Source organism: Kitasatospora sp. NPDC059408 (genome assembly GCF_042751525.1).
In the GTDB taxonomy this organism is placed as follows: Bacteria; Actinomycetota; Actinomycetes; order Streptomycetales; family Streptomycetaceae; genus Kitasatospora.
The window spans coordinates 92,110-111,730 of the sequence record NZ_JBHYWI010000004.1 but is presented as its reverse complement, the minus strand read 5'-3'; the positions used below and the strand labels follow the sequence as shown (position 1 = coordinate 111,730).

Genomic DNA, 19,621 nt, shown 5'->3' with positions numbered 1-19,621 from the left:
TCAAGCATGGTGCATCGGCGTGTCGGACGGCATCACGGTTTTCGGGTATCCGGCCCTCGGGTATCCGGCTCCCGGGTGTCCAGCAGGCCCGCCCGGCTGGCGGCGACGCCCGCCTGGAAGCGGCTGTCGGCCCCGAGCCGCTCCAGGATCTCGGCGATGTGCCGGCGCGCGGTGCGCAGCGACATGCCCAGCCGGCGCGCGATCGCCTCGTCCTTCATCCCGTCGGCGAGCAGGCGCAGGATCGTGCCGTGCATCTCCCGGGCGACGGCCTCCATCTCGCGTCCGGTCGACTCCTGGAACGGGGTGGCCTGGCCCCAGGTGAGTTCGAACATCTCGTACAGGTAGGCGACGGTCGACGGTTCGCGGATGACCGTGGCCCCGAGGCCCGGGCCGGTGGAGGGGAGGAAGGCGGTCTCGCGGTCCATGATGATGACCCGCCCGGCCAGTTCGTGCGTGGTGCGGTACTCGGCGCCCAGGGCGGAGGCGGCGGCGACGTAGGCCTGGCTGGGGCCGTTGAAGCGGGCGGTGTGGTGGTAGAGGGTGCGGATGCGCACGCCGCGCTCCAGCATCGCCCGGTCGCGCACGAGGGCCTCGGACATCGCCTCGGGGAGCCGGGCGCCGCCGCCGGGCTGGCAGGAGACCACTTCGGTGGTGCACTGCTCGCCCAGCCGGTTGAGCAGGAAGCGCACCTCCGCGAGCGTGGGGATCACCTCGATGCCCGCGCCGGTCTCCCGGCTCTCCGGGAAGAGCGTGGAGAACTCGTCGTACCGGCTGCGCATTCGGGCGATGTCGTCCTGGCGCTGCCGGATCTCCGCCTCGACGGGCGCGGCGCGCCGGAAGAAGGCCGCGTCGGGGGACACCACCCGCAGCGCGTCCTGCCGGGCGCCGGCCGGCGCCAGCAGTCCCGTGTCGAGGAGTCTCTCGACCGCGGCCGTCACGCCGGACGGGGCCAGTCCCGTCGCCTGCGCGACGACCACCGGATCGTGGGCCCCGGCGAACCGGTTCTCCGCGAACCATGCGTAGACGGACAGGTCGGATTCCTGCCCCTGACCTGGTTCGGCCCGACGCCCTGTCACATCGTGATCACTTTTGTCCATGTTTACACCCACACCCCTTTGTTGCCAGGCACGTTGATGAACGGCTCCAAGCATGTCGGCGATCTTCGATGCCCGCCAGAGTGAGGCCACCGCCCCTTCAGCGGATGGGGCGAATACCAACGAACCACGGGAGACACCCCATGAAGCGCATCGTCCTCACCACCGTGGCGCTCCTCGCCGCCGTCGCCGCCTGGCTCCCGCCGACGGCCTCGGCGCGCGCCCACGACGGTCACACCACGACCGCCCAGCGCAGCGGTCCCACGCCGTCCGCCCCGTTCACCTGCCCGCCGCGCACCCGCTGCAACGACACCTCCTGGGGAGGCTGAACCCCTTGTTCACGACGCGGGAGAGGGAGATCCTCGACCACCTCGCGCACGGCCACACGTCGCGGGCGATCGGCCGCCTGCTGCACCTGAGCCACCACACCGTCGAGACCCACATCCGCAACATGCGGGCCAAGAGCGGAGCCAGCAGCCGCACGCAGCTGCTGGCCATCGCGCTCGGGCTCGACACCGCCGGGCCCGCCGGGCCCGGTACGGGCTGATCCGGTCCGCATCCGAAGCACCGCCCGGCGGGACGCCGGCGGGCCGGGAGGACCACTCCGGAGAAAGGGGATGTCACGGACCGATGGAGATACCGATCCTGATTTGTGCGGGCCAGCCGCTGATGCGCAGCGGACTCTCCTCGGCCCTCGTGGCCGAGCCGGACTTCCGGGTGGTCGGCGAGACCGCGGACGGGAGCACCGCCAGCGCGCTGGCCCGGGAGCTGAACCCCGCCGTCGTCGTGGCCGACTACGAACTCGCGGACATGACGGGCATCGAGCTCGTCCGCGACCTCCAGGGGCCGAGCCGGCCGGCCCCCCGCACGCTGCTCATGACACCGGCCGAGGACGACGCCGTCCTGGAGTCCGTCCTGGCCGGCGCGACCGGGATCGTCACCCGGAACACCCTGGCGGAGGACTTCCCCCAGGCGATCAGGGCCATGGCCGCCGGCCACTCCTTCCTCTCCCCCGACATCGCGGCCCTGCTCCTCAGCTGGGTGCGCGACAGACGGCCCGCGCTGTTCCCGGCGCTCGGGCTCAACCTCCTCACCTTCCGCGAACGCGAGATCCTGGCGCTGCTGGCGAACGGGATGTCCAACGCCGAGATCTCCAAGCGGCTCTGCATCGTGCAGTCGACGGTCAAGTTCCACGTCTCCCAGCTGCTCAGGAAACTCGGCCTCCGGGACCGCCTCCAGGCCGCCGTGTTCGCCCACCAGAACGGTGTCATCTGATGCTGCGACAGAACCGTGACCACGGCGCCCGCTGGCTGCCCTGGACCAGGACGACGACAACGGGTTCGCCCCGCCTCTACTGCCTCCCCTTCGCCGGCGGGGCGGCACAGTTCTTCCGCCCGTGGACGGCGGCCGCCCGGCCGCTCTCCGTCGAGGTCGTCCCGGTCGAACTGCCGGGCCACGGCACCCGGTTGCTCGATCCCCCGCTGACCGACATGGCCGCCGTGGTGGACGCGCTGTGCGAGGAGGTCCTCCGGCGGGAGAGCGGGCCCTACGCGATCCTCGGGCACAGCATGGGCGCGAAGATCGCGTACGCCGTGGCCGAGGAGCTGGAGCGGCGGCCGGGGGCCACCCCGCCCGCCCGGCTCTTCGTCTCCGGGGCCCTGCCGGCCTCGGCCGCCGAGCCGAGGCCGTTGCACGCACTGCCGGACGCCGAGCTCCTCGCGGAGCTGTCCGCGATGGGCGGCACGCCTCCCGGGATCCTCGCCAACGCCGAGCTGATGGAGCTCATGCTGCCGGTGATCCGGGCCGACCTGACCCTGTTCGAACGGTGGCGGGCGCCGGCCGGGAGCCGGGTCTCCTGCCCCATCACGGCGTTCGCCGGCCGGGACGACCGGGTCGTCCCGGTGGAGCCGACCGCGGGCTGGGCCGATCACACGTCGGCGTCGTTCGCCCTCCACGTCCATCCCGGCGGACACTTCTTCCTCCGGGAGGAGATGGACCGGATGCTCGGCCGGATGGCGGCCGAGCTCCACGGACGGCCCGCGCCGGAGGCGATGTGACGGACCATCATCTCTTGATGGATCGTCACTCCTCTTCCACGCCGACCTCGATCAGTCCGGTCGCCTCGGTCAGCGCGCGTCCGACCTCCTCCGGTGAGGAACCGACCGCGATGACGTGGCCCAGCCGGTCGTAGGCGCTCTGCGGCGGCCGGACCTCGCGCCCCGGCGTCCCGCTCACCACGACCCGCTCCACGCCCGGCACCCGCCCGGCCCGCGCGACCCCGTCCACGCCGGTCAGCCGGCCCGGCCTCGGCGCGGTCAGGAACCGCAGGCCGGCCCGGCGATCGTGGCCGGCCGAGAGGTTCAGCGGCAGGCCCGCGGCGGCGCGGATCTGCTGCTCCAGCAGGTCGATCCCGGTGGCCGGGCGGATCAGCTCCGGGATCATGCCGCCGGCCAGCCGCCCGTTTACCTCGATGACGGCCGGGCCGTCGGCGGTCAGCCTGAGCTCGACGTGGGCCGGGCCGCGCTCGAAGCCGAGGGCCTTCAGGGCCTGCCGGGCGGTGTCGGCGATCCGTCCCGCCAGCGCGTCGTCGACGTCGGCGGGGAAGAGGTGACCGGTCTCGACGAAGTGCGGCAGCGGGCTGACGGTGCGCTGGGTGACGCCGACGCAGCGCGCCTCGCCGTCCACGCCGAACATCTCCGCGCTGAACTCGGGCCCGTCCAGGTACTGTTCGACCAGCACCGCGCCCGCCGTCCGCTGGCCGCGGACGTTGTGGGTGACGGCGAGCAGCCCGGTGGCGTGCGCGACGGCCGTGGCGGCGTCCTCGCACCACAGCACGGACTGCGAGCCGGACTCCCCGACCGGTTTGACGACGCAGGGCAGCCCCACGGCCGCGACGGCGGCCGCGGCGCCGTCCGGGTCGGTGACGACCGCGAACCCGGGCTGGTGCACCCCGGCCTCGTGCAGCGCGGTGCGGGTCAGCGCCTTGTCGCGGCAGCGGGCCATCGCCTCCGGCGGGTTGCCGGGCGTGCCCAGGGCGGCGGCGGCCCGGGCGGTGTGCTCCAGGTAGAACTCGCTGGTCGTCGTGACGCCCGCCACCCGGCGTCCGGCGCTCACCCGGGCGACGGCCTCGTCCAGCGCGGCCTCGTCGTCGGTGTCGCAGACCTCGACCCGGCAGCCGGTGGCGGGCAGGTCCGGGTAGCGCGCCGCGTCCTTGGTGAACAGCACCGGTTCCAGGGCCAGCCGGACGGCGGTCCGCAGCGCGATCATCCCGGTGCCGGTGGTGTTGGACTCGACGAAGAGCAGCAGCCGCCGGTCCCGGCGGGGGATCCGGGCGAACGACCAACTCGACACCGTGGCGCCGTACTCCACCTCCTCGGGGGCCTCGGCGACGGCACCCCCGGGGGCGCTGTCGGCGTAGACGCTGTCCACGTAGCGGTCGCCGCGGTCCGGCATGATCCCGACCAGCCGGGTGCCCGGCTCGGCGCGGGCCGCGAGGTGGGTGAGGACCCGGTAGACCGAGCCCGAGGTGTTCCCGCCGAAGATCTTCTGCTCCCGGGCGAGCCGGCGGGTGGCGTCGAAGGCCTCGTCGTCGGAGAGCCAGTGCACCTCGTCGAGGACGCGGTAGTCGATGTTGTCCGGGAAGAGGCTGTTGCCGAGCCCGCCCTGCCGGCGGGTCGGGCGGTCCGGCTGGCCGAAGAGCACGCTGCCCACGCAGTCCACACCCACCACCGCGACGCCGGGCAGGCGTTCCAGCAGCGCCTTCGACGTCCCGCAGAGCGAGCCGCCGCTGCCCACCGCCCCCACCAGGACGTCCACCGTCCCCAGGTCGGCGAGCAGTTCGCCGGCCAGGCCGCGGTAGGCGGCGGGGTTCTGCGGGTTGCTGTACTGGCGCGGCCAGAACGCGCCGGGCAGGCCGGCCATCAGCTCGGCCAGGCGCTCCAGCCGGGCGCTCTGCCAGCCCTGGCCGGTCATCGCCTCCACGACGTGGACCTCGCAGCCCAGGGTGCGCAGCTTGGCCAGCGTGACGGGGTCGATGCGCGGGTCGGTGACGATGTGCACGGGATGGCCGAGGTAGGTGCCGACCAGGGCCACCCCGAGCGCCATCGTGCCCGAGGAGCTCTCCACGATCGGCCCGCCCTCGGCCAGCGCACCGGTGCGCCGGGCTTCGAGGATCACCTGCCGGGCCACCCGGTCCTTCATCGCGAAGAGGTTCTGCATCTCCAGTTTGGCGAAGACCTCGACGCCGTCCGGGGCGTCCACCCGCAGCCGCACCGCCGGGGTGTGGCCGATGCCGTCGATGACCGATTCCTGCCGCATGTCGGTACGTCCTTAGGGTTCGTGAGAAGGGCGGGTGAGGGTGCGGAACAGCAGGACGTCGTCGCCCAGGGCTTCGCAGGCCGCGTGCGCCTCGGCCACCTTGGCGGCGCGGTCCGGGTCCGCGTCGTCGAACAGCAGGCCGAGCATGGTGCCGCTGTGGGCGCACACCACGCCGAGCGCACCGGTCCGCCGGGCGACGGCCAGCATCGCGTCGAGGTGCCGCTTGGGCGCGAAGCGCTGGTTGAGGACGGCGCTGCGGGTGGTCACCCGGCCCACGGCGGCGAGGTCCCCGGCGCGCACGGCCGCGGTCAGGGCGTCCAGCAGTCCGGTGAACTCGGCGGTGTCGGCCGGCGAGTAGCGCTTGGGCCGCTTGTTGAAGGCGACGGTGTCCAGCCGGCCGCCCTCGTCGACCGCCACCACGGTGGCCGGCGGCAGCCCGCCGAGGGCCTCGCGCAGGCGCACCGCGCGGTGCTCGAACACGACGACGCCCGGGTGCATCACCCCGTCGGTCGGCTCGATCGGGCGCAGCCAGCGCTCCACCTCGGCCGGGCCGGTGTCCAGGCCCAGCGCGCCGCCGACGGCGCGCGCGGTGGCGACCAGGTCGGCGGAGGAGCTGGCGAGGCCCTTGCCGATGAGCAGGTCGCTGTCCAGGATCAGGGTCCCGCCGCCGCCGGGCTGGTGGGCCGTCAGCATGGCCCCGGCCAGCCGCAGGGACTTCGTCTTGTGGGCGGGGAAGACGCGTAGCGGGCCGGCCGGGTCGAAGCGGAACCAGGCCCGGGAGCGGAGCGTGATCGGCAGGGTGACGAGGAAGTCCGTGCCGTCGGGCAGCCGTCCCTGCAGGAGCTCGCCGAAGGTGCCCGAGGCGTCGGCCCGGCCGCTGCGCAGGTCCGCGCCCGGGCGGCGGGTGATGAGGCCGGAGCCCGTCACGAGGTGCCCGCCGGGGTGCGCTCGGCGGTGTCCTCGACGGCCAGCAGGGCGTCCACGCGCGCCGCGGCGACGCTCGCCGCCTCCTCGCGCAGCCGCCACTGGCCGGCGACCTCGCGGTAGCCGCGTTCCTGCGCGGCGAGCATGGCGCGGACGGCGTCGGGGTGCGTCGACCCGGCGGAGTGCTTGACCCGGACCGCCCGGTCGGTGTCGAAGGCACCGGACAGCAGTGCGGCGGGTTCGGGCACCCGGTGGCCGTGCTCCCCGGCGATCGCCGCGAGCAGCGGGCCGTCGGGGTCGGCGGCGGTCAGGCCCTTCGCGACGGCGGCCCTGACGTAGGCTCCGGCGATCACCTGTGCCGTCCGCCAGGGGACGCCGGCCTCCAGGGTCAGCAGGTTCGCGAGGGTGAAACCGCCGAGGAAGTCCGCCTCGCAGGCCTCGCGCATGCGGTCCGTGCGGAACACCGCGCCGGCGAGGGCGGTGCGGGCCAGCCGCAGGGCCGAGCGCAGCGCGGCGACCTGGGCCTGGAGGTGGCGTCCGGCCTCCTTGGAGACCTCGACGCTGTTGGCGTACGGGGTGCCGCACTGGGCGAACGCGAGTTGGGTCGCGCAGCCGACCACGTGCGAGCAGCGGCCGCGGATCCGTTCCAGGACCGGGAAGTTGCGCTTCTGCGGCATCGCGGCCGAGATCCCGGCGAGCGCGTCGGGGAAGTCCACGAAACCGAAGCCGGCGCCGCTCCACGTCATCAGGTCGGTGGTGAAGCGGCTGAGCAGCACGGCGGGGTCCGCCAGCGCGGAGGCGACCGCGAGGGCCCAGGACCGGGAAGCCACCGAGACCAGGGCGTGCGGCTGCGGCTGCCGGAAGCCCAGCAGGCCGGCCATCCGCTCGCGGTCCCAGGGCAGTTCCTGGCCGGCCATGCTGCCCGCGCCGAGCGGCGAGCGGTCGATCTCGTCGTAGGCGGTCAGCAGGCGCCGGGCCGCGCCGAGGATCTCCTCGGAAAGCGCCGAGAGGTAGAAGGCGGGCGTGATGGTCTGCGCGGCCTGCGCGTGGGTGTAGCCGGGCATGGGGCTGTCCGGCAGTTCGGCGGCGCGCGCCGCCGCCGTGCGTCCCAGGGCGATGAGGTCCCCGGCGACGGCCCGGACGTTCTCCCGGCAGGACAGTAGCTGGCCGCAGGCCTGGAAGTCGTTGCGGCTGCGGTCCACGTGCCAGGCCGCGAAGGGGGCGGTGGCGCCGCGGGCCACGTGGCGTTCCATGGCGAAGAAGATGTCCGACATGTTGTCCCGCGGGTCCGCCCGGATCAGCTCGGGGGTCAGCTCGTCGAGCCGTCCGGCGATCGCGGCCGCCCCCTCCGGGTCGACCAGGCCCATCCTGCGGTACTCCAGCAGCAGCACCTTCTCGATGGAGACGTAGTGCGGCAGCAGGGCCTCGGCCTCGTAGGCGAACTGCGGGGCCAGCACCTCCTCGTCCCAGACCTCGCTGGGCACGCCGTCGATCCGGCCGGTCACTGCCATGTCTCTCCCTCGGGGTCGTTCTGCTCGTGCCGGTAGGACGTGGTGCACCGGTCCAGCTCGGCGGCCAGCCCCGCGACGGTCGGGTTCGCGAAGAAGGCGTCGACGGTGGTCTCGACGCCGTGGTCGGACGACAGCCGGGCGAGCAGGCGCAGTGCCTGCAGCGAGTGGCCGCCGGCCGCGAAGAAGTCGTCGTCGACGCCCACCCGGTCGACGCCGAGGACCTCCGCCCAGACGCGGGCCACCAAGGCCTCGGCGGCGGTGCGCGGCGGTACGCGGCCGGGCGGTGGGGCCGGTGCCGCTCCCGGCCCCGGGCCCGGGCCGGCCGGGAGCCGGGACAGCGGGGTCGCCGGGTCGGCCAGGGCCGCCGTGAGCACCGCCGCGTAGTCGGAGAGCAGCCCTGCGGCGGTATCCCCTCCGAACAGCGCGGTGTTGTACTCCAGGCGGACCGCCGTGCCCGAGACCTCCAGCAGCAGATCGTCCTCGGCCGCCGTGGACGGGGGCCCGAAGCCCTCGGCCGCCGTGACGTTGAACGCCAGCTGGTAGAGCGGGGGCAGGCCGGGCGCGCGCTGCGGCGCGAGCTGCTCGACCACGGCCTGGAACGGCATCTCCTGGTGGTCGCGGGCCGCCCGCCACACCGCCCGGACGCGGTCCACGAGCGCGGCGTACGAGGGGTCGCCCGAGGCGTCGATCCGGAGCGCCACCGTGTTCACGAACGTGCCGACGAGGGGCAGCAGTTCGGGCCGGTCCCGGCCGGAGAGCGGCACCCCGAGGACGAGGTCGTCCCGGCCGGAGCGCCGGTGGACGAGGGCGGCGTACCCGGCGAGCAGGAGCTCGAACGGCGTGGCCTCGGACCGGCCGGCCGCCGCGAGCGCCCGCGCGACGGAGGCCGGGAGCGCGGCCCGGAGCTCCGCGCCGGCGAAGGAGCGCCGGGCCGGGCGCGGCAGGTCCAGCGGAAGGCCGTGCGCGGGCGGCAGGCCGGCCAGCTGCTCCCGCCAGTAGCCGGCCAGCGGGGCGAGCCCGTCGCCGCCGAGCCGATCGCGCTGCTGCCGCGCGTAATCGCCGTAGGAGACGAGGAGTTGGGGAACGTGCGGCGCACGGTCCTGCTCGAAGGCCGCGCAGAATTCGGCGATCTCGGCGTGGAGGTTGAAGAGTGACGGTGCGTCGCAGGCGGCGTGGTGGGCGACGAACAGCAGCCGCCAGCGGCCCGCGCCGAGCCGGACCAGCCCCGCGCGCCACAGCGGCGCGCGGGAGAGGTCGAAGGCCGTGTGCTTCAGCCGGTCGGCGAGGGCCTCGCGGTCCTCGCGCTGCCGCTCCTCGGGGCGGCCGGACAGGTCGACGACCTCGACGTCGGGGTCGACGCGGTCGTGGACGACCGCGGTCAGCACGCCGTCCACGACCCGGAACCCGGTGCGCAGCGGCTCGTGCCGCGCCACCACGGCGGCCAGCGCCGACCGGATCTGCCGCTCGGAGAGGTCCCCGTGCAGCGGCCACTGGTCCGCGACGTGGTACAGGGCGGTGCCGGCCGCGAACCGGCTGGCCAGCCAGGCGCGTTCCTGCGCGAAGGACGCGGCGGTCATCCGGCCGCACCGCCGGGCAGGACGTGCCCGGGCAGCCGCACCGGGTCGCCGAGGACCACGGCGACCTCGCGGGGGCCCTCGTACGGCTCGCGGCTGTGGGCCATCCGGATGTTGTCGACGACCAGGACGTCGCCGTCCCGCCAGGTCTCGCCGAAGGCGGCCGCGTCGTAGACCGCGTTGACGGCCGCGACGGTGCCGGCCCCGACCGGGGCGCCGTCGCCGTGGGCCGTGGTGAAGGGCAGGCCGGTCGGCCCGTACTGGTGGAGGAGGTACTCGCGGACCGCCGGGTCCATGGTCAGCTCGTTGAGGAAGGCGATCTGGTTGAACCAGCCCGGTACGCCGGTGCGGGGGTGGGCGACCACGGCGGCCCGGCGCTGCACGGTGCGCAGCGCGCCGTCGCCGGACCACGCGTGCGCGATGCCCTCGGCCGCGCAGTAGGCGTCGACCGCGGCCCGGTCGTCGGTGCCGAAGGCGTCGGTCCACGGCACGCCGACGTCCTGGTAGGCGCGCAGCAGCCGCCAGCCGTCCCGGCGGAACGGCTCGACCAGCTCCGGGGGCAGGGCGCGCAGCACCTGCTGGGAGTCGGCGAGCATCGTGCGGCCGCCGCGCCGCGGGGCGGTCAGGCACCCGAACACCAGCAGGCCCGGGACCTCGGCGGCGTAGCTCTGCTCGTGGTGCATGCACATCGGGGTGTCGGCGGGCCAGTGCGAGGCGGAGTGGACGCCCTCGCCGAGGCGGTCGCGGGGCGCGAAGCCCTCCCGTTCGGCCATCGGCTCGATCCCGAGCGCGGCGGTGACGGCCGCGAGCCCGGCGGCCGAGGCGACGCCCAGGCCGCGCAGGAGGACGGCCCCGGAGGCCTCGACCTCGGCGAGGACCTCCTCGCGGTGTTCGGCGGCCCACTCCGGGCCGGGGGCGGCGGCGAGCACGCGCAGGACCGGCACGGCGTCGGCGGCGGGGGTCATCGGCGCGCCTCCGCGGTGCGGCCGGCCGCCTTGCGGTCGAGGAGCGCGGCCACCTCGGCGACGGTCGGGGTGGCCTTCAGCTCGCCCACCGTCACCGCGCGGTCCAGGGCGATCGCCAGCCGGATCGCGGCCAGCGAGGTGCCGCCGAGCTCGACGAACCGGGAGCCGCGGCCGACCCGGTCGAGCGGCACGTTGAGCAGCTCGGCCCAGAGCCCGGCGACCCGGCGCTCGGTATCGGTCTCCGGGCGTGCCGCGTCGCCCTCGGCTGCCGCCGGGCCGTTGGTCCGGGCGTTCGTCCGGGCGGTGGCGGTGAGCGCCTTCCGGTCGATCTTGCCGTTCGCCGACAGCGGCAGCCGGTCGAGGCGGTGCAGCCGGCCCGGCACCATGTAGTGGGGCAGGACGGCGGCCAGGGCCCGCTCCACGGCCCCGGGCTCGGGCGCGCCGGCGCCGCTGTAGAAGCCCACCAGCTGCGGGTCCTCCGCCGTCCCCGCGATCACCACGGCACCGTCCCGCACGCCGGGGACCTGGAGCAGCCGGTTCTCGATCTCGCCGATCTCGATCCGGAAGCCGCTCACCTTCACCTGCGAGTCCCGGCGGCCGAGGTACTCGAACTCGCCGGAGGGCAGCCGGCGGCCGAAGTCGCCCGAGCGGTAGAGCCGTTCGCCCGGCCGGTACGGGTCCGCGCGGTACGCGGCGTCGGTGCGGGCGGCGTCGTTGACGTAGCCGCGGCCGACGCACACCCCGGCGAAGACGATCTCCCCCGGCGCCCCGTCGGGGACCATGCGCAGCCGCTCGTCCACCACGTACACCCGGACGTTGCGGGTCGGCGGGCCGAGCGGGACGGAGCGGCCGGCCGGCGGGCCGTGCAGCACGCCGTGGTTGGTGTCGTCCGAAACCTCGGTGGTGCCGTAGCAGTTGACCAGCGGAATGCCGGGGAAGGCGGCGAACCAGCGGTGCACCAGCTCGGTCTTGAGCGCCTCGCCGGTCACCGCGAGGCAGCGCAGCGACGGCAGGCCCGGGCTGTCGCCCCGGAGCGTCTCCAGCACCAGGTCCAGGTAGGAGGGCACCAGCTGGGCCACCTGGACGCCGGCCCCGGTGACGGTCTCCACGAACCGGCGGACGTCGGTGACGGTCTCCTGCCCGACGATCTCCGTCCGGCCGCCGACCAGCAGCGCGCAGACCAGCTGCCACAGCGAGATGTCGAAGCACTGCGGCGCGGTCTGGGCGATCACGTCCCCCTCCCGGACGCCCAGGTCCTCGATCTTGGCGTAGAGGTGGTTGAGGAAGCCCGCGTGCTCGCACATCGCGCCCTTGGGCTCGCCGGTCGAGCCCGAGGTGAAGTAGATGTACGCCAACTGGTCGGCTGCGACCGCGAGTCCGAGGTCGTCCTCGCGGCCGGGCGCGGCCAGCACCTCGGTCAGCACCGAGACGGTCACCGTCTCCCGGCCGCGCACGGCCTCGTCGAGCTGCGCCAGCCCGTCGTCCGCCAGCACCCGGCGGCAGCCGCTGCGCTCCAGCACGACGGCGATCCGCTCGGCCGGGAACGCCGGGTCCAGGGGCAGGTAGCAGCCGCCCGCCTTGAAGACCGCGAGGACGGCCGCCAGCCACTCCAGCGAGCGCTCGGCCACCACGGCCACCACGTCCTCGTCGGCCAGCCCCTGCTCCCGCAGCGACCACGCGATCCGGTTGGCGCGGCCGTTCAGCTCCGCGTACGTCCAGCTCCGGCCGTCCTGCGCCGCGGCGACCGCGTCGGGGTGCCGGCGCACGCGCTCCTCGAACAGCTCGTGGAACCGGCGGTCCGGCAGCGCCCGGACCGGGCCGGCGGAGGCCGAGAGCACGGCGGCCAACTCCTCGCCGGCGACCAGGCCGTGTGCGTCGTGCGCCTCGTCCGGGGAGCCGGTCATCCGCTCCAGGACCGCACGGACGTAGCCCTCGGTGCGGTCGGGGCCCACGTGTCCCTGCTCCGCCGCCTCCTGGAGGACCCTCTCCGCATCGGCCCGCCCCTCCGGGGCGGCCACCCGGGCGATCAGCTCCCGCCAGCTCCGGCCGCCGTCGCCGAGCGCGTCGGAGCCGGTCAGCACCGCCGCGACCTTGAACGACGCGGCCAGCCGCACGGTGTCCGGATCGACCCCGGCCTCGGCCGCCAGGGCCGCGACCGCCGCTTCGGCGTTCCTCATGACTCGTCACCTTCCAGCTCGTTCGCCGGCTCGTCCGCCGGCTCGTTCCGACGTGCCGGCAGGGGCCAGGGCAGCCGCGCACGATCACGTTTGTTGGTGGCGGTGCGCGGCAGATCGGCCAGCACCGCGATGAGGTCGGGCACGGCGGGCGCCGGCAGCCGCCGGGCCACGAGCCGGCGCAGCTCCTCCGGGGAGACCCCGGCGTCGGCCACCACGTAGCCCACCAGGCAGGGGTCGCCGGTCGCGGTGGTGCGCACGGCCGCGGCGGCCTCCCGCACCCCGGCCTGCCGCTCCAGGACCGCCTCGACCTCGTCCAGCTCGACCCGGTTCCCGCGGATCTTCACCTGGTTGCCGGTCCGGCCGGTGAACGCCAGCGTGCCGTCCGCCCGCCAGTACCCGCGGTCGCCGGTGCGGTAGAGCGTCCGGCCGGGCCGCCACGGGTCGGGCGGGTACGCCGAGGCCGTCTCGGCGGGACGGCGGTGGTACGAGCCGGCCAGGAACGGGCTGCGCAGGTGGATCTCGCCGGGCACCCCGGCCGGGCACGGCCGGCCGAGGGCGTCGAGGACGAGCGCCTCCCGGCCCGGGATCGCCCCGCCGATCGGCACGGTGGCCGGGAACGCCGCGCCCGGGGGCAGTTCGTGGTGGGTGGCGAGGATGCACTCGGTGGGCCCGTACAGGTTGTGCAGCGCCGGGCGCACCGGCCGGTGCGCCCAGGCCTCGGCCAGGTCCACCGGGAACACCTCGCCGGCGACCAGGACGTGCCGCAGGTCCGGCAGTTCGCCGCCCTGCGCGTCCAGCGCCTCGGTGAGCAGCCGGAGGAACGACGGCACGGTCTGGATCTGGCCGATCCGCTCCCGCCGCAGCCAGCGCACCACCGCGACCGGGTCGCGCCGGGCCCCGCCGGGCGGCAGGCACAGCGCGGCACCGGCGGTGAGCGCGGCGAACACCTCGGTGTACGCGGCGTCGTAGGTGAGCGGCGCCCACTGGGCGATCCGGCTCCCCGGCCCGATCCCGAACCGCTCCCGCTGCCACTCGGCGAACTGCGCGAACGCGGCCCGCGACAGCGCGATCCCCTTGGGCGTCCCGGTGCTCCCCGAGGTGTGCACGATGCACAGCGGGTGGTCGGCGGCCGGCGGGGCCGAAAAACGGTCGAGCTCCCCCGGCGGTTCGTCGCGCGGGGCGGGCTCCAGTGGGAGCACCGGCAGGCCCGCGAACCGGCCGTCCGGGCCGAGCAGTTCGGGGTGCGCCGCGGCGGCGGCCCCGTCGGCCAGCACGCAGACGGCGCCCGTTCCGGCCAGGATGTCGCGCAGGCGGGCGTCCGGGTCGGCGGGGTTCAGGCAGGTGAACGTCGCGCCGGTGCGCATGGCGCCGAGCACGGCCGCGATCGCGCCGGCGCCGCCGCCCGGCAGGACCGCCACCACCCGCCCGGGGCCCGCGCCGCGGCCGGCCAGGGCGTGGGCGATCCGGCAGCTCCACCGGTCGAGCCCGCGGTAGTCGAGCGTGCCCTCCGGGGAGCGCACCGCGACCTCCTCGGGGGCCTCCCGCACGCGCGCCGCGAACTCCTCGTCCAGGAAGGCCAGGTAGTCGCCGTACGGCCGCGCGGTGGCGGGGGCGGGCGCCGGGTGGGGCGCGGGGCGGCCGGAGAGGTCGAGTTCGGCCAGGGGCCGGTCCGGGCCGTCCTGCCCGAAGCGCAGCGCCCGGACGAGGTGGTCGGCGAAGCCCTCCGCCGTCGTCTCGCCGGGCAGGGTGCCGGTGAGGGCGACGGTGAACCCGTACGGCCCGGTCACGGCCAGGGTCAGCCGGCCCCGCGGGTCGGGCGGGGCGTCGACGGTCACCTCGGCCGCGACGCCCGGCAGGTCCAGGACCGCCACCGGGAGGTCCCGCCCCGCGAACACGGCGCGGATCGGGAAGTCCGGTACGTCGTCGGCCTCCGGTGCGGTGCGCACCCGGGCGACCAACTGGGCGGACGTCAGGGCGCCGGAGAGGTCCAGCCGGATCGCCCGCTGCTCCGGACCGTCCGCCACCGTCACCGCCGCCTCGGCCATCCCGGCGTACCTGCCGAGCACGGCCGCGAAGGCGGCGAGCACCCGCTCGGCGCCGGCGCCGTCGGGCAGCTCGCGGACCGCCCGCTCCCCCGGGAACCGGGCGCCCGGCCGGGGACCGGGCCCGGGCGCCGGAGCGGCCCCGGTCCGCGCACGGTAGGCGGCGCCGAGGTCCCCGGTCAGCGCCGCGACCGACCACTCGTCGGCCCGCGCCGCGTCCACCGCGATCAGGAGCTCGTACGCCCCGGCGCCCAGCCCCGCCAGGCAGGCCCGCAGCCGGGGGCGGCCGGCGGCCCCGACCGGCCGGGCGGCCTCGTCCGCCGCCAGGTCCGCCAGGACGCGCCCCTGCTGCTCCCCGCCGGACCGCGCGAGGTCGATGACCCTCAGCCGGACCCGGCCGGGCCGCTCGCCCTTGAGCTGCGGGTGCGCGGCCACCACGTCGTCGAGGGCCGCGGACAGCGCGGTGACGTCCAGCTCGCCCGCCAGACGGGCGCGGAGCAGCGCGTTCGCGACGGAGGCGGTCACGACGGGCTCCCCGCCGTGCGGTCCGTCACGGCGGCGGCGAGCCCGGCGACGGTGGGGTCCTGGAGGAACGCGCGCAACGGGAGGTCCACCCGGTACTCGTGCCGGACCTGGTCCATCAGGCGCGCGATCGCGAGGGAGTCGCCGCCGAGGAGGGTGAAGTCGTCGTCGCGGCCGATGTCCGCCAGACCGAGGAGCTCGCTCCAGATCGCCGCGATCCCGGTCTCCGTCGGACCCTTCGGCGGTTCCGCGGCCTCCGCCGCCCGCTGCAGCGCGACCTTCGGCAGGGAGCGGCGCTCCACCTTGCCGTTGAGCGTCCGGGGGATCGCCGCCATGCGGACGAACACCGAGGGCACCAGGCCGGGCGCGAGGCGCTGCGCGGCGTGCGCGCGCAGGTCGGCGTCGGAGACGTCCGGGGCCACCACGTAGGCGACCAGGGCGGTCGTCACGTCCTCCGTGACCGCCGCCGCGCAGACGTCCTGCACCCCGGGGCGGCCGCGCAGGGCGTTCTCGACCTCGCCGAGGTCGACGCGCACGCCGTGGACCTTGACCTGCTGGTCGCGGCGGCCGTACAGCTCCAGGCTCCCGTCGGGCCGCAACCTGCCGAGGTCGCCGGTGCGGTGGGTGGTGGCCGTGCCGCGCCACTCGTCGTCGCCGAGGTAGCCGAGGAGCGGGAACGGGACCTCGATCTCCACCTCGCCGAGCGCGTCCGGCGGATCGCCGGGCCCGGTCAGGACCCGGGCCGACACGCCCGGCAGCGGCCGGCCGACCGGCACCAGCCGGGCGTGGGCGTCCTCCTCCGTCGTCCGGTGGAAGAGCTTCGTCATGGTCGTCTCGGACGGCCCGTACAGGTTGACCAGTTCCTTGCCGCCGCCGAACAGGCCGCGCCACCAGGCGACGTCCGAGGGGTGGAGCGGCTCGCCCGCGAGCAGCACGGCGCGCAGCGCCGGGAATGAGCCGGGGGTGAGAGCGGCGGAGCGCAGGGTGCGGAAGAGGGTCGGCACGCAGTGCAGGACCTCGACCTCGTGCTCGGTGAGCCAGCGCGCCAGGCCCTCGCCGACCGGAGTCCCGCCGGCCGGGGGCGCGCAGACGGTGCCGCCCGCGCACAGCGGGGCGAAGGCGTCGCGCAGGAACGCGTCGAAGCCCGGCGAGGTCAGCTGGGAGACCCTGGTGCCCGCGCCGATCCCGAACTCGGCGATCTCCCAGTCGACGAAGTGGTGGACCGCCCGGAGGCTGCCGCGGATGCCCTTGGGGCGCCCGGTCGTCCCCGAGGTGAAGTAGACGTACCCGCGGTCCTCCGGGGCGGAGCGCTGCCAGGCCTCCGCGGACCACGCCCGAGGCTCCAGCTCCTCCGGGCGCACGAGCCGTGCGCCGCCGGGCGGTTCGCGCTCCGCGAGCGCCGCGCGGCCCGGGGCGTCGGCCACGACCGCGCCCGGCCGCAGGGCGGCGAGCACGCCGTCCAGGACGGCCGCGGGCAGCCTGGGGTCGACGGGCGCGAAGGTGCGGCCGGCGGCCGCGCAGCCGAGGACGGCCGCGATCACCTCCACCGGGTCGGCGCAGGAGATCAGGACCGGGTCGGCGGGCCGCACCCCCTCGAAGGCGGCCTGGTAGCCGGCCACCCGGCCCGCCAGCTCTTCGTAACTCACCTCCCGATCACCGGACTTGACGGCGCAGCGGGCGCCGTCGCGGGCCAGGCCGTCCGCCCATCGCGTCAGAACCGTCGGCGTGGTCATATCTCTCCGTTCCTGATCCGCCGTGCGATGACGGTCATCGGGTCGATGCTGGGCAGGTGGCGGGTCAGTCCGCGGGCCTCGATCGCCCTGGTCACCAGGTGCAGTTCGGTGCAGCCGGCGACGAACGCGGACGCCCGGTACTTCGGCAGCAGGCCGCGGACGAAGTCGACCGTCGGGAGCCGGTCGGCGTTGCGCTTGAGCCGGTAGATGTGGTGGTGCAGCTGTTCCTGGTCGACCTCGTCGGGCAGGACCAGGCGCTGCGCGTACTGCGGCCACCGCTCGTGGCCGGTGAAGACGCCGGCCAGCACGCTGCCCCGGGTGCACAGCACGAGGTGCCGGCCGGGGCGTTCGGCGAGCTGCTCGAAGACCAGGTCCACCAGGGAGACGCAGCGCGAGCGCAGCGCCTCCGGCAGCAGCCGGATCGCGGGGTGCGCGGTGATGCAGGCCACCACGACGACGTCGGCGCCGGCGGTGAGCAGGCGCTCGACCGAGTCCTCCAGCGCGTCGCGGACGAGGCCGACCGTCCCGGACTGGATGGCGGTGGTCCGGTCGGCCACGGCCGGGTCGGACCACAGCAGGATCCGGGCGGCGAGCTGCTCGTGCTCGGGCGGTTCGAGCCCGTACACGGTGTTGAGCAGCTCGGTGGAGGCCAGCGGGCCCATTCCGCCGATCACACCGATCAGCGGCTTGCGGGCCCCGGGCTCCCCGGTGCGCGCGGGGGCGCCGGCCGGCAGGGGCCGCGCGGCGGCCGCCGGGGGCGTGGTGACGCGTTCTCGGGTCATCCCAGGCACGGCAGGCCGAACTCCTCCAGGAAGATCGCGAAGGTCGCGATGACGAGCAGGTAGTCCGTGTCGAGGTGCGGGTGCACGGTGCGGGCCCCCGAGGTCTGGCGGCGGATCAGCTCGGCGACGACGGCCGGGTCGAAGTAGCCCTGCCGGCGCACGGTCGCGGGCGAGAGCAGGTCGTCGAACCACTCGTCGCCGGCCAGGAGCAGTTCGGTGCTGGTCTGGCTGCGGAAGCCGAACTTGCGGCGGTCGAGCACCTCCTGCGGGACGAGGCCCTCGGCCGCGCGGCGCAGCACGGCCTTCTCCCGGCCGCCGGCCGTCATCAGGGACGGCGGGATCGTGGTCGCGTGCCGGACGACGTCCCTGGCCAGGAACGGGAAGCGCATCTCCACCGAGCTCGCCATGGCCATCCGGTCGCCGTGGTCGCCGAGCAGGTGGTCGGCGAGCCGCAGGTGGAAGTCCAGGTAGGAGCGCTGGTGCAGCGGGTGGCGCCCGATCAGGCGCTCCGGGTCGACGAGGCGCTGGGAGGTGACCGAGAAGGCGTCGAACTCCTCGGCCAGCGGGCCGCTGTAGAGCTGGCGGCGCAGGTCGTGGGCGGGCACCTGGTCGGTCTCGTAGCGCAGGTCCAGGCCCCACATCCGGTGGGCGGCCGCGCGTTCGAGCTGCTCCTCCAGGAGGTCGGCCGGGCCGCGGCCGGGGCCGCCGGTGTCGAACAGGTAGCCCGGGTAGCCGCCGAACAGCTCGTCGGCGCCCTCGCCGCTGAGCACCGCGACCGTGCCGGTGGCGCGGACCTCACGGGCCAGCAGCATCGAGCAGACGTTGTAGGACTCCTTCACCGGGGTCTCGGCGTGCCGGACCATGGCGCCGAGCAGGCCGGCGGTGTCGGCGGCATCGACCGGCACCTCGTGGTGGCGGGTGCCGATCTTGCCGGCCACCAGCCGCTGGTAGCGCGCCTCGTCGATGCTGCTGCCGGGGAAGGTGACCGCGTAGCTGGGCCACGCGTGGCCGGGGCGGCCGGCGGCCAGGAGCGCGCCGATCAGGCTGGAGTCCAGGCCGCCGCTGAGGTAGGTCCCGACGGGGACGTCCGCGACCGAGCGGGAGCGGACGGCGACTTCAAGGAGGTCCCGGGTGCGGTCGGCGCAGGTGTCGAGGACGCGCGGGTCGCGCAGGGCGGCGGCGTCGCGGTGGCGGGCCTCGTCGTCCCAGAGCGGGTAGTCGAGGTCCCAGTAGCGCTCGGTGCGGTGGCCCGAGCGGTCCGCGACGAGCCGCTCGCCGGGGCGCAGCGACCTGATGCCCTCGAACATCGTCCGGGGGCTGACCAGTCCGGGCAGCGAGAGGACCTGGTCGAGTCCGCGCAGGTCGACCCGGCGGTCCACCAGCGGGTGGCACAGAATGCTCTTGACCTCGGAGGCGAAAACGATCCGGCCGGCCACCTCGGTGTAGAACAGCGGCAGCACTCCGCAATGGTCGCGGGCGAGCACGAGGCGGTCCTCGCGCCGGTCGTAGAGGGCGAAGGCGAACTGGCCGTCGAGGTGGCCGGTGAGTTCGGTGCCGTATTCCTCGTAGAGGTGGACCAGGACTTCCGTGTCCGAACCGGAGCGGAATGTGTGGCCCTTTCTCCGGAGTTCCTCGCGCAGTTCCCGGTGGTTGAATATCTCGCCGTTGCACACCGAGACCACCGAGGAGTCCGGGGTGGCGTGGGGCTGTCCCCCGCCGGCCAGGTCGACCAGCGACAGGCGGCGGAACCCGGCGGTGAACGCGCCGGTTTCGCAGGTGGTGTGCGCGTCTGGCCCCCGGTGCACCAGCGCGTCGGTCATGGCCGTCAGGACGTCGGGGTCCAGGCCGGCCGGGTCGTCGAATCCGTAGACCCCGGCTATTCCGCACATCGAGCTCAGGCTCCTATCACCCGGTCGCCCACACGAATCCTGACGGAATCCGCTGTTCTTTCGATATGTCCGCCGGTCACATTAGGAGCGG

15 protein-coding genes are annotated in these 19,621 nt (G+C 75.2%); 4 read left to right on the top strand and 11 right to left on the bottom strand.

The window, feature by feature from the left end; genetic code table 11:
* Nucleotides 1-32 precede the first annotated feature (32 nt).
* On the bottom strand, nucleotides 33-1,076 hold the full coding sequence (locus ACFXDE_RS05075) for a LuxR C-terminal-related transcriptional regulator (protein WP_380435263.1): 1,044 nt from the start codon (nucleotides 1,074-1,076) through the stop codon (nucleotides 33-35).
* A 161-nt stretch (nucleotides 1,077-1,237) separates the two neighbouring features.
* Between ACFXDE_RS05075 and ACFXDE_RS05070 the strand changes: the two genes are divergently transcribed.
* The 4 genes from ACFXDE_RS05070 (at nucleotide 1,238) to ACFXDE_RS05055 (ending at nucleotide 3,151) form a co-directional block, all read left to right on the top strand.
* The gene (locus ACFXDE_RS05070; protein WP_380491019.1) at nucleotides 1,238-1,423 is read left to right on the top strand and encodes a hypothetical protein; all 186 of its coding nucleotides are present in this window, start codon (nucleotides 1,238-1,240) and stop codon (nucleotides 1,421-1,423) included.
* A gap of 5 nt (nucleotides 1,424-1,428) precedes the next feature.
* A complete protein-coding gene (locus tag ACFXDE_RS05065; RefSeq protein ID WP_380435265.1) occupies nucleotides 1,429-1,641 on the top strand; it encodes a response regulator transcription factor in 213 nt (70 codons plus the stop codon).
* 83 nt (nucleotides 1,642-1,724) lie between these two features.
* Entirely contained in the window at nucleotides 1,725-2,369 is a 645-nt protein-coding gene (locus tag ACFXDE_RS05060; protein ID WP_380491017.1) for a LuxR C-terminal-related transcriptional regulator, read from the top strand.
* Entirely contained in the window at nucleotides 2,369-3,151 is a 783-nt protein-coding gene (locus ACFXDE_RS05055; RefSeq protein ID WP_380435267.1) for a thioesterase II family protein, read from the top strand. Before ACFXDE_RS05060 ends, ACFXDE_RS05055 begins: the two co-directional genes overlap by 1 nt.
* Before the next feature lie 25 nt (nucleotides 3,152-3,176).
* On the opposite strand, the gene ACFXDE_RS05050 is transcribed toward ACFXDE_RS05055, so the two are convergent.
* The 10 genes from ACFXDE_RS05050 to asnB are packed head-to-tail and all read right to left on the bottom strand — an operon-like array spanning nucleotide 3,177 to nucleotide 19,530.
* The gene (locus ACFXDE_RS05050) at nucleotides 3,177-5,411 is read right to left on the bottom strand and encodes a pyridoxal-phosphate dependent enzyme (protein ID WP_380491014.1); all 2,235 of its coding nucleotides are present in this window, start codon (nucleotides 5,409-5,411) and stop codon (nucleotides 3,177-3,179) included.
* 12 nt (nucleotides 5,412-5,423) lie between these two features.
* Entirely contained in the window at nucleotides 5,424-6,338 is a 915-nt protein-coding gene (locus ACFXDE_RS05045) for a kinase (protein ID WP_380491012.1), read from the bottom strand.
* A complete protein-coding gene (locus ACFXDE_RS05040; protein ID WP_380491010.1) occupies nucleotides 6,335-7,846 on the bottom strand; it encodes an argininosuccinate lyase in 1,512 nt (503 codons plus the stop codon). Before ACFXDE_RS05040 ends, ACFXDE_RS05045 begins: the two co-directional genes overlap by 4 nt.
* A complete protein-coding gene (locus ACFXDE_RS05035) occupies nucleotides 7,837-9,423 on the bottom strand; it encodes a condensation domain-containing protein (protein ID WP_380491009.1) in 1,587 nt (528 codons plus the stop codon). Before ACFXDE_RS05035 ends, ACFXDE_RS05040 begins: the two co-directional genes overlap by 10 nt.
* Nucleotides 9,420-10,385 carry a TauD/TfdA family dioxygenase gene (locus ACFXDE_RS05030; protein ID WP_380491007.1) on the bottom strand — a complete coding sequence of 322 codons (966 nt, stop codon included), beginning with the start codon at nucleotides 10,383-10,385 and terminating at the stop codon, nucleotides 9,420-9,422. Before ACFXDE_RS05030 ends, ACFXDE_RS05035 begins: the two co-directional genes overlap by 4 nt.
* Nucleotides 10,382-12,562, bottom strand: coding sequence for an amino acid adenylation domain-containing protein (locus ACFXDE_RS05025; protein WP_380491005.1), 2,181 nt, complete (start codon nucleotides 12,560-12,562; stop codon nucleotides 10,382-10,384). Before ACFXDE_RS05025 ends, ACFXDE_RS05030 begins: the two co-directional genes overlap by 4 nt.
* Nucleotides 12,559-15,129, bottom strand: a complete 2,571-nt coding sequence (locus ACFXDE_RS05020; RefSeq protein ID WP_380491003.1) for an amino acid adenylation domain-containing protein — start codon at nucleotides 15,127-15,129, stop codon at nucleotides 12,559-12,561. Before ACFXDE_RS05020 ends, ACFXDE_RS05025 begins: the two co-directional genes overlap by 4 nt.
* On the bottom strand, nucleotides 15,126-16,859 hold the full coding sequence (locus ACFXDE_RS05015; protein WP_380491000.1) for an AMP-binding protein: 1,734 nt from the start codon (nucleotides 16,857-16,859) through the stop codon (nucleotides 15,126-15,128). Before ACFXDE_RS05015 ends, ACFXDE_RS05020 begins: the two co-directional genes overlap by 4 nt.
* Nucleotides 16,856-17,641 (bottom strand): aspartate/glutamate racemase family protein, encoded by a 786-nt coding sequence (locus ACFXDE_RS05010; RefSeq protein WP_380490998.1) that lies wholly within the window; start codon nucleotides 17,639-17,641, stop codon nucleotides 16,856-16,858. The genes ACFXDE_RS05015 and ACFXDE_RS05010 overlap by 4 nt, the downstream gene beginning before the upstream one ends.
* Complete coding sequence (gene asnB / locus ACFXDE_RS05005) at nucleotides 17,638-19,530, bottom strand: asparagine synthase (glutamine-hydrolyzing) (protein ID WP_380490996.1); 1,893 nt, start codon at nucleotides 19,528-19,530, stop codon at nucleotides 17,638-17,640. The genes ACFXDE_RS05010 and asnB overlap by 4 nt, the downstream gene beginning before the upstream one ends.
* Between the last annotated feature and the right edge of the window lie 91 nt (nucleotides 19,531-19,621).

Excerpts from the sequence above, each read along its gene's own strand:
- ACFXDE_RS05025 (WP_380491005.1), bottom strand. The coding sequence starts at position 12,562 with ATGAGGAACGCCGAAGCGGCGGTCGCGGCCCTGGCGGCCGAGGCCGGG.
- ACFXDE_RS05055 (WP_380435267.1), top strand. The coding sequence starts at position 2,369 with ATGCTGCGACAGAACCGTGACCACGGCGCCCGCTGGCTGCCCTGGACC.
- ACFXDE_RS05060 (WP_380491017.1), top strand. The coding sequence starts at position 1,725 with ATGGAGATACCGATCCTGATTTGTGCGGGCCAGCCGCTGATGCGCAGC.
- ACFXDE_RS05035 (WP_380491009.1), bottom strand. The coding sequence starts at position 9,423 with ATGACCGCCGCGTCCTTCGCGCAGGAACGCGCCTGGCTGGCCAGCCGG.
- ACFXDE_RS05040 (WP_380491010.1), bottom strand. The coding sequence starts at position 7,846 with ATGGCAGTGACCGGCCGGATCGACGGCGTGCCCAGCGAGGTCTGGGAC.
- ACFXDE_RS05050 (WP_380491014.1), bottom strand. The coding sequence starts at position 5,411 with ATGCGGCAGGAATCGGTCATCGACGGCATCGGCCACACCCCGGCGGTG.
- ACFXDE_RS05030 (WP_380491007.1), bottom strand. The coding sequence starts at position 10,385 with ATGACCCCCGCCGCCGACGCCGTGCCGGTCCTGCGCGTGCTCGCCGCC.
- asnB (WP_380490996.1), bottom strand. The coding sequence starts at position 19,530 with ATGTGCGGAATAGCCGGGGTCTACGGATTCGACGACCCGGCCGGCCTG.
- ACFXDE_RS05015 (WP_380491000.1), bottom strand. The coding sequence starts at position 16,859 with ATGACCACGCCGACGGTTCTGACGCGATGGGCGGACGGCCTGGCCCGC.
- ACFXDE_RS05070 (WP_380491019.1), top strand. The coding sequence starts at position 1,238 with ATGAAGCGCATCGTCCTCACCACCGTGGCGCTCCTCGCCGCCGTCGCC.
- ACFXDE_RS05010 (WP_380490998.1), bottom strand. The coding sequence starts at position 17,641 with ATGACCCGAGAACGCGTCACCACGCCCCCGGCGGCCGCCGCGCGGCCC.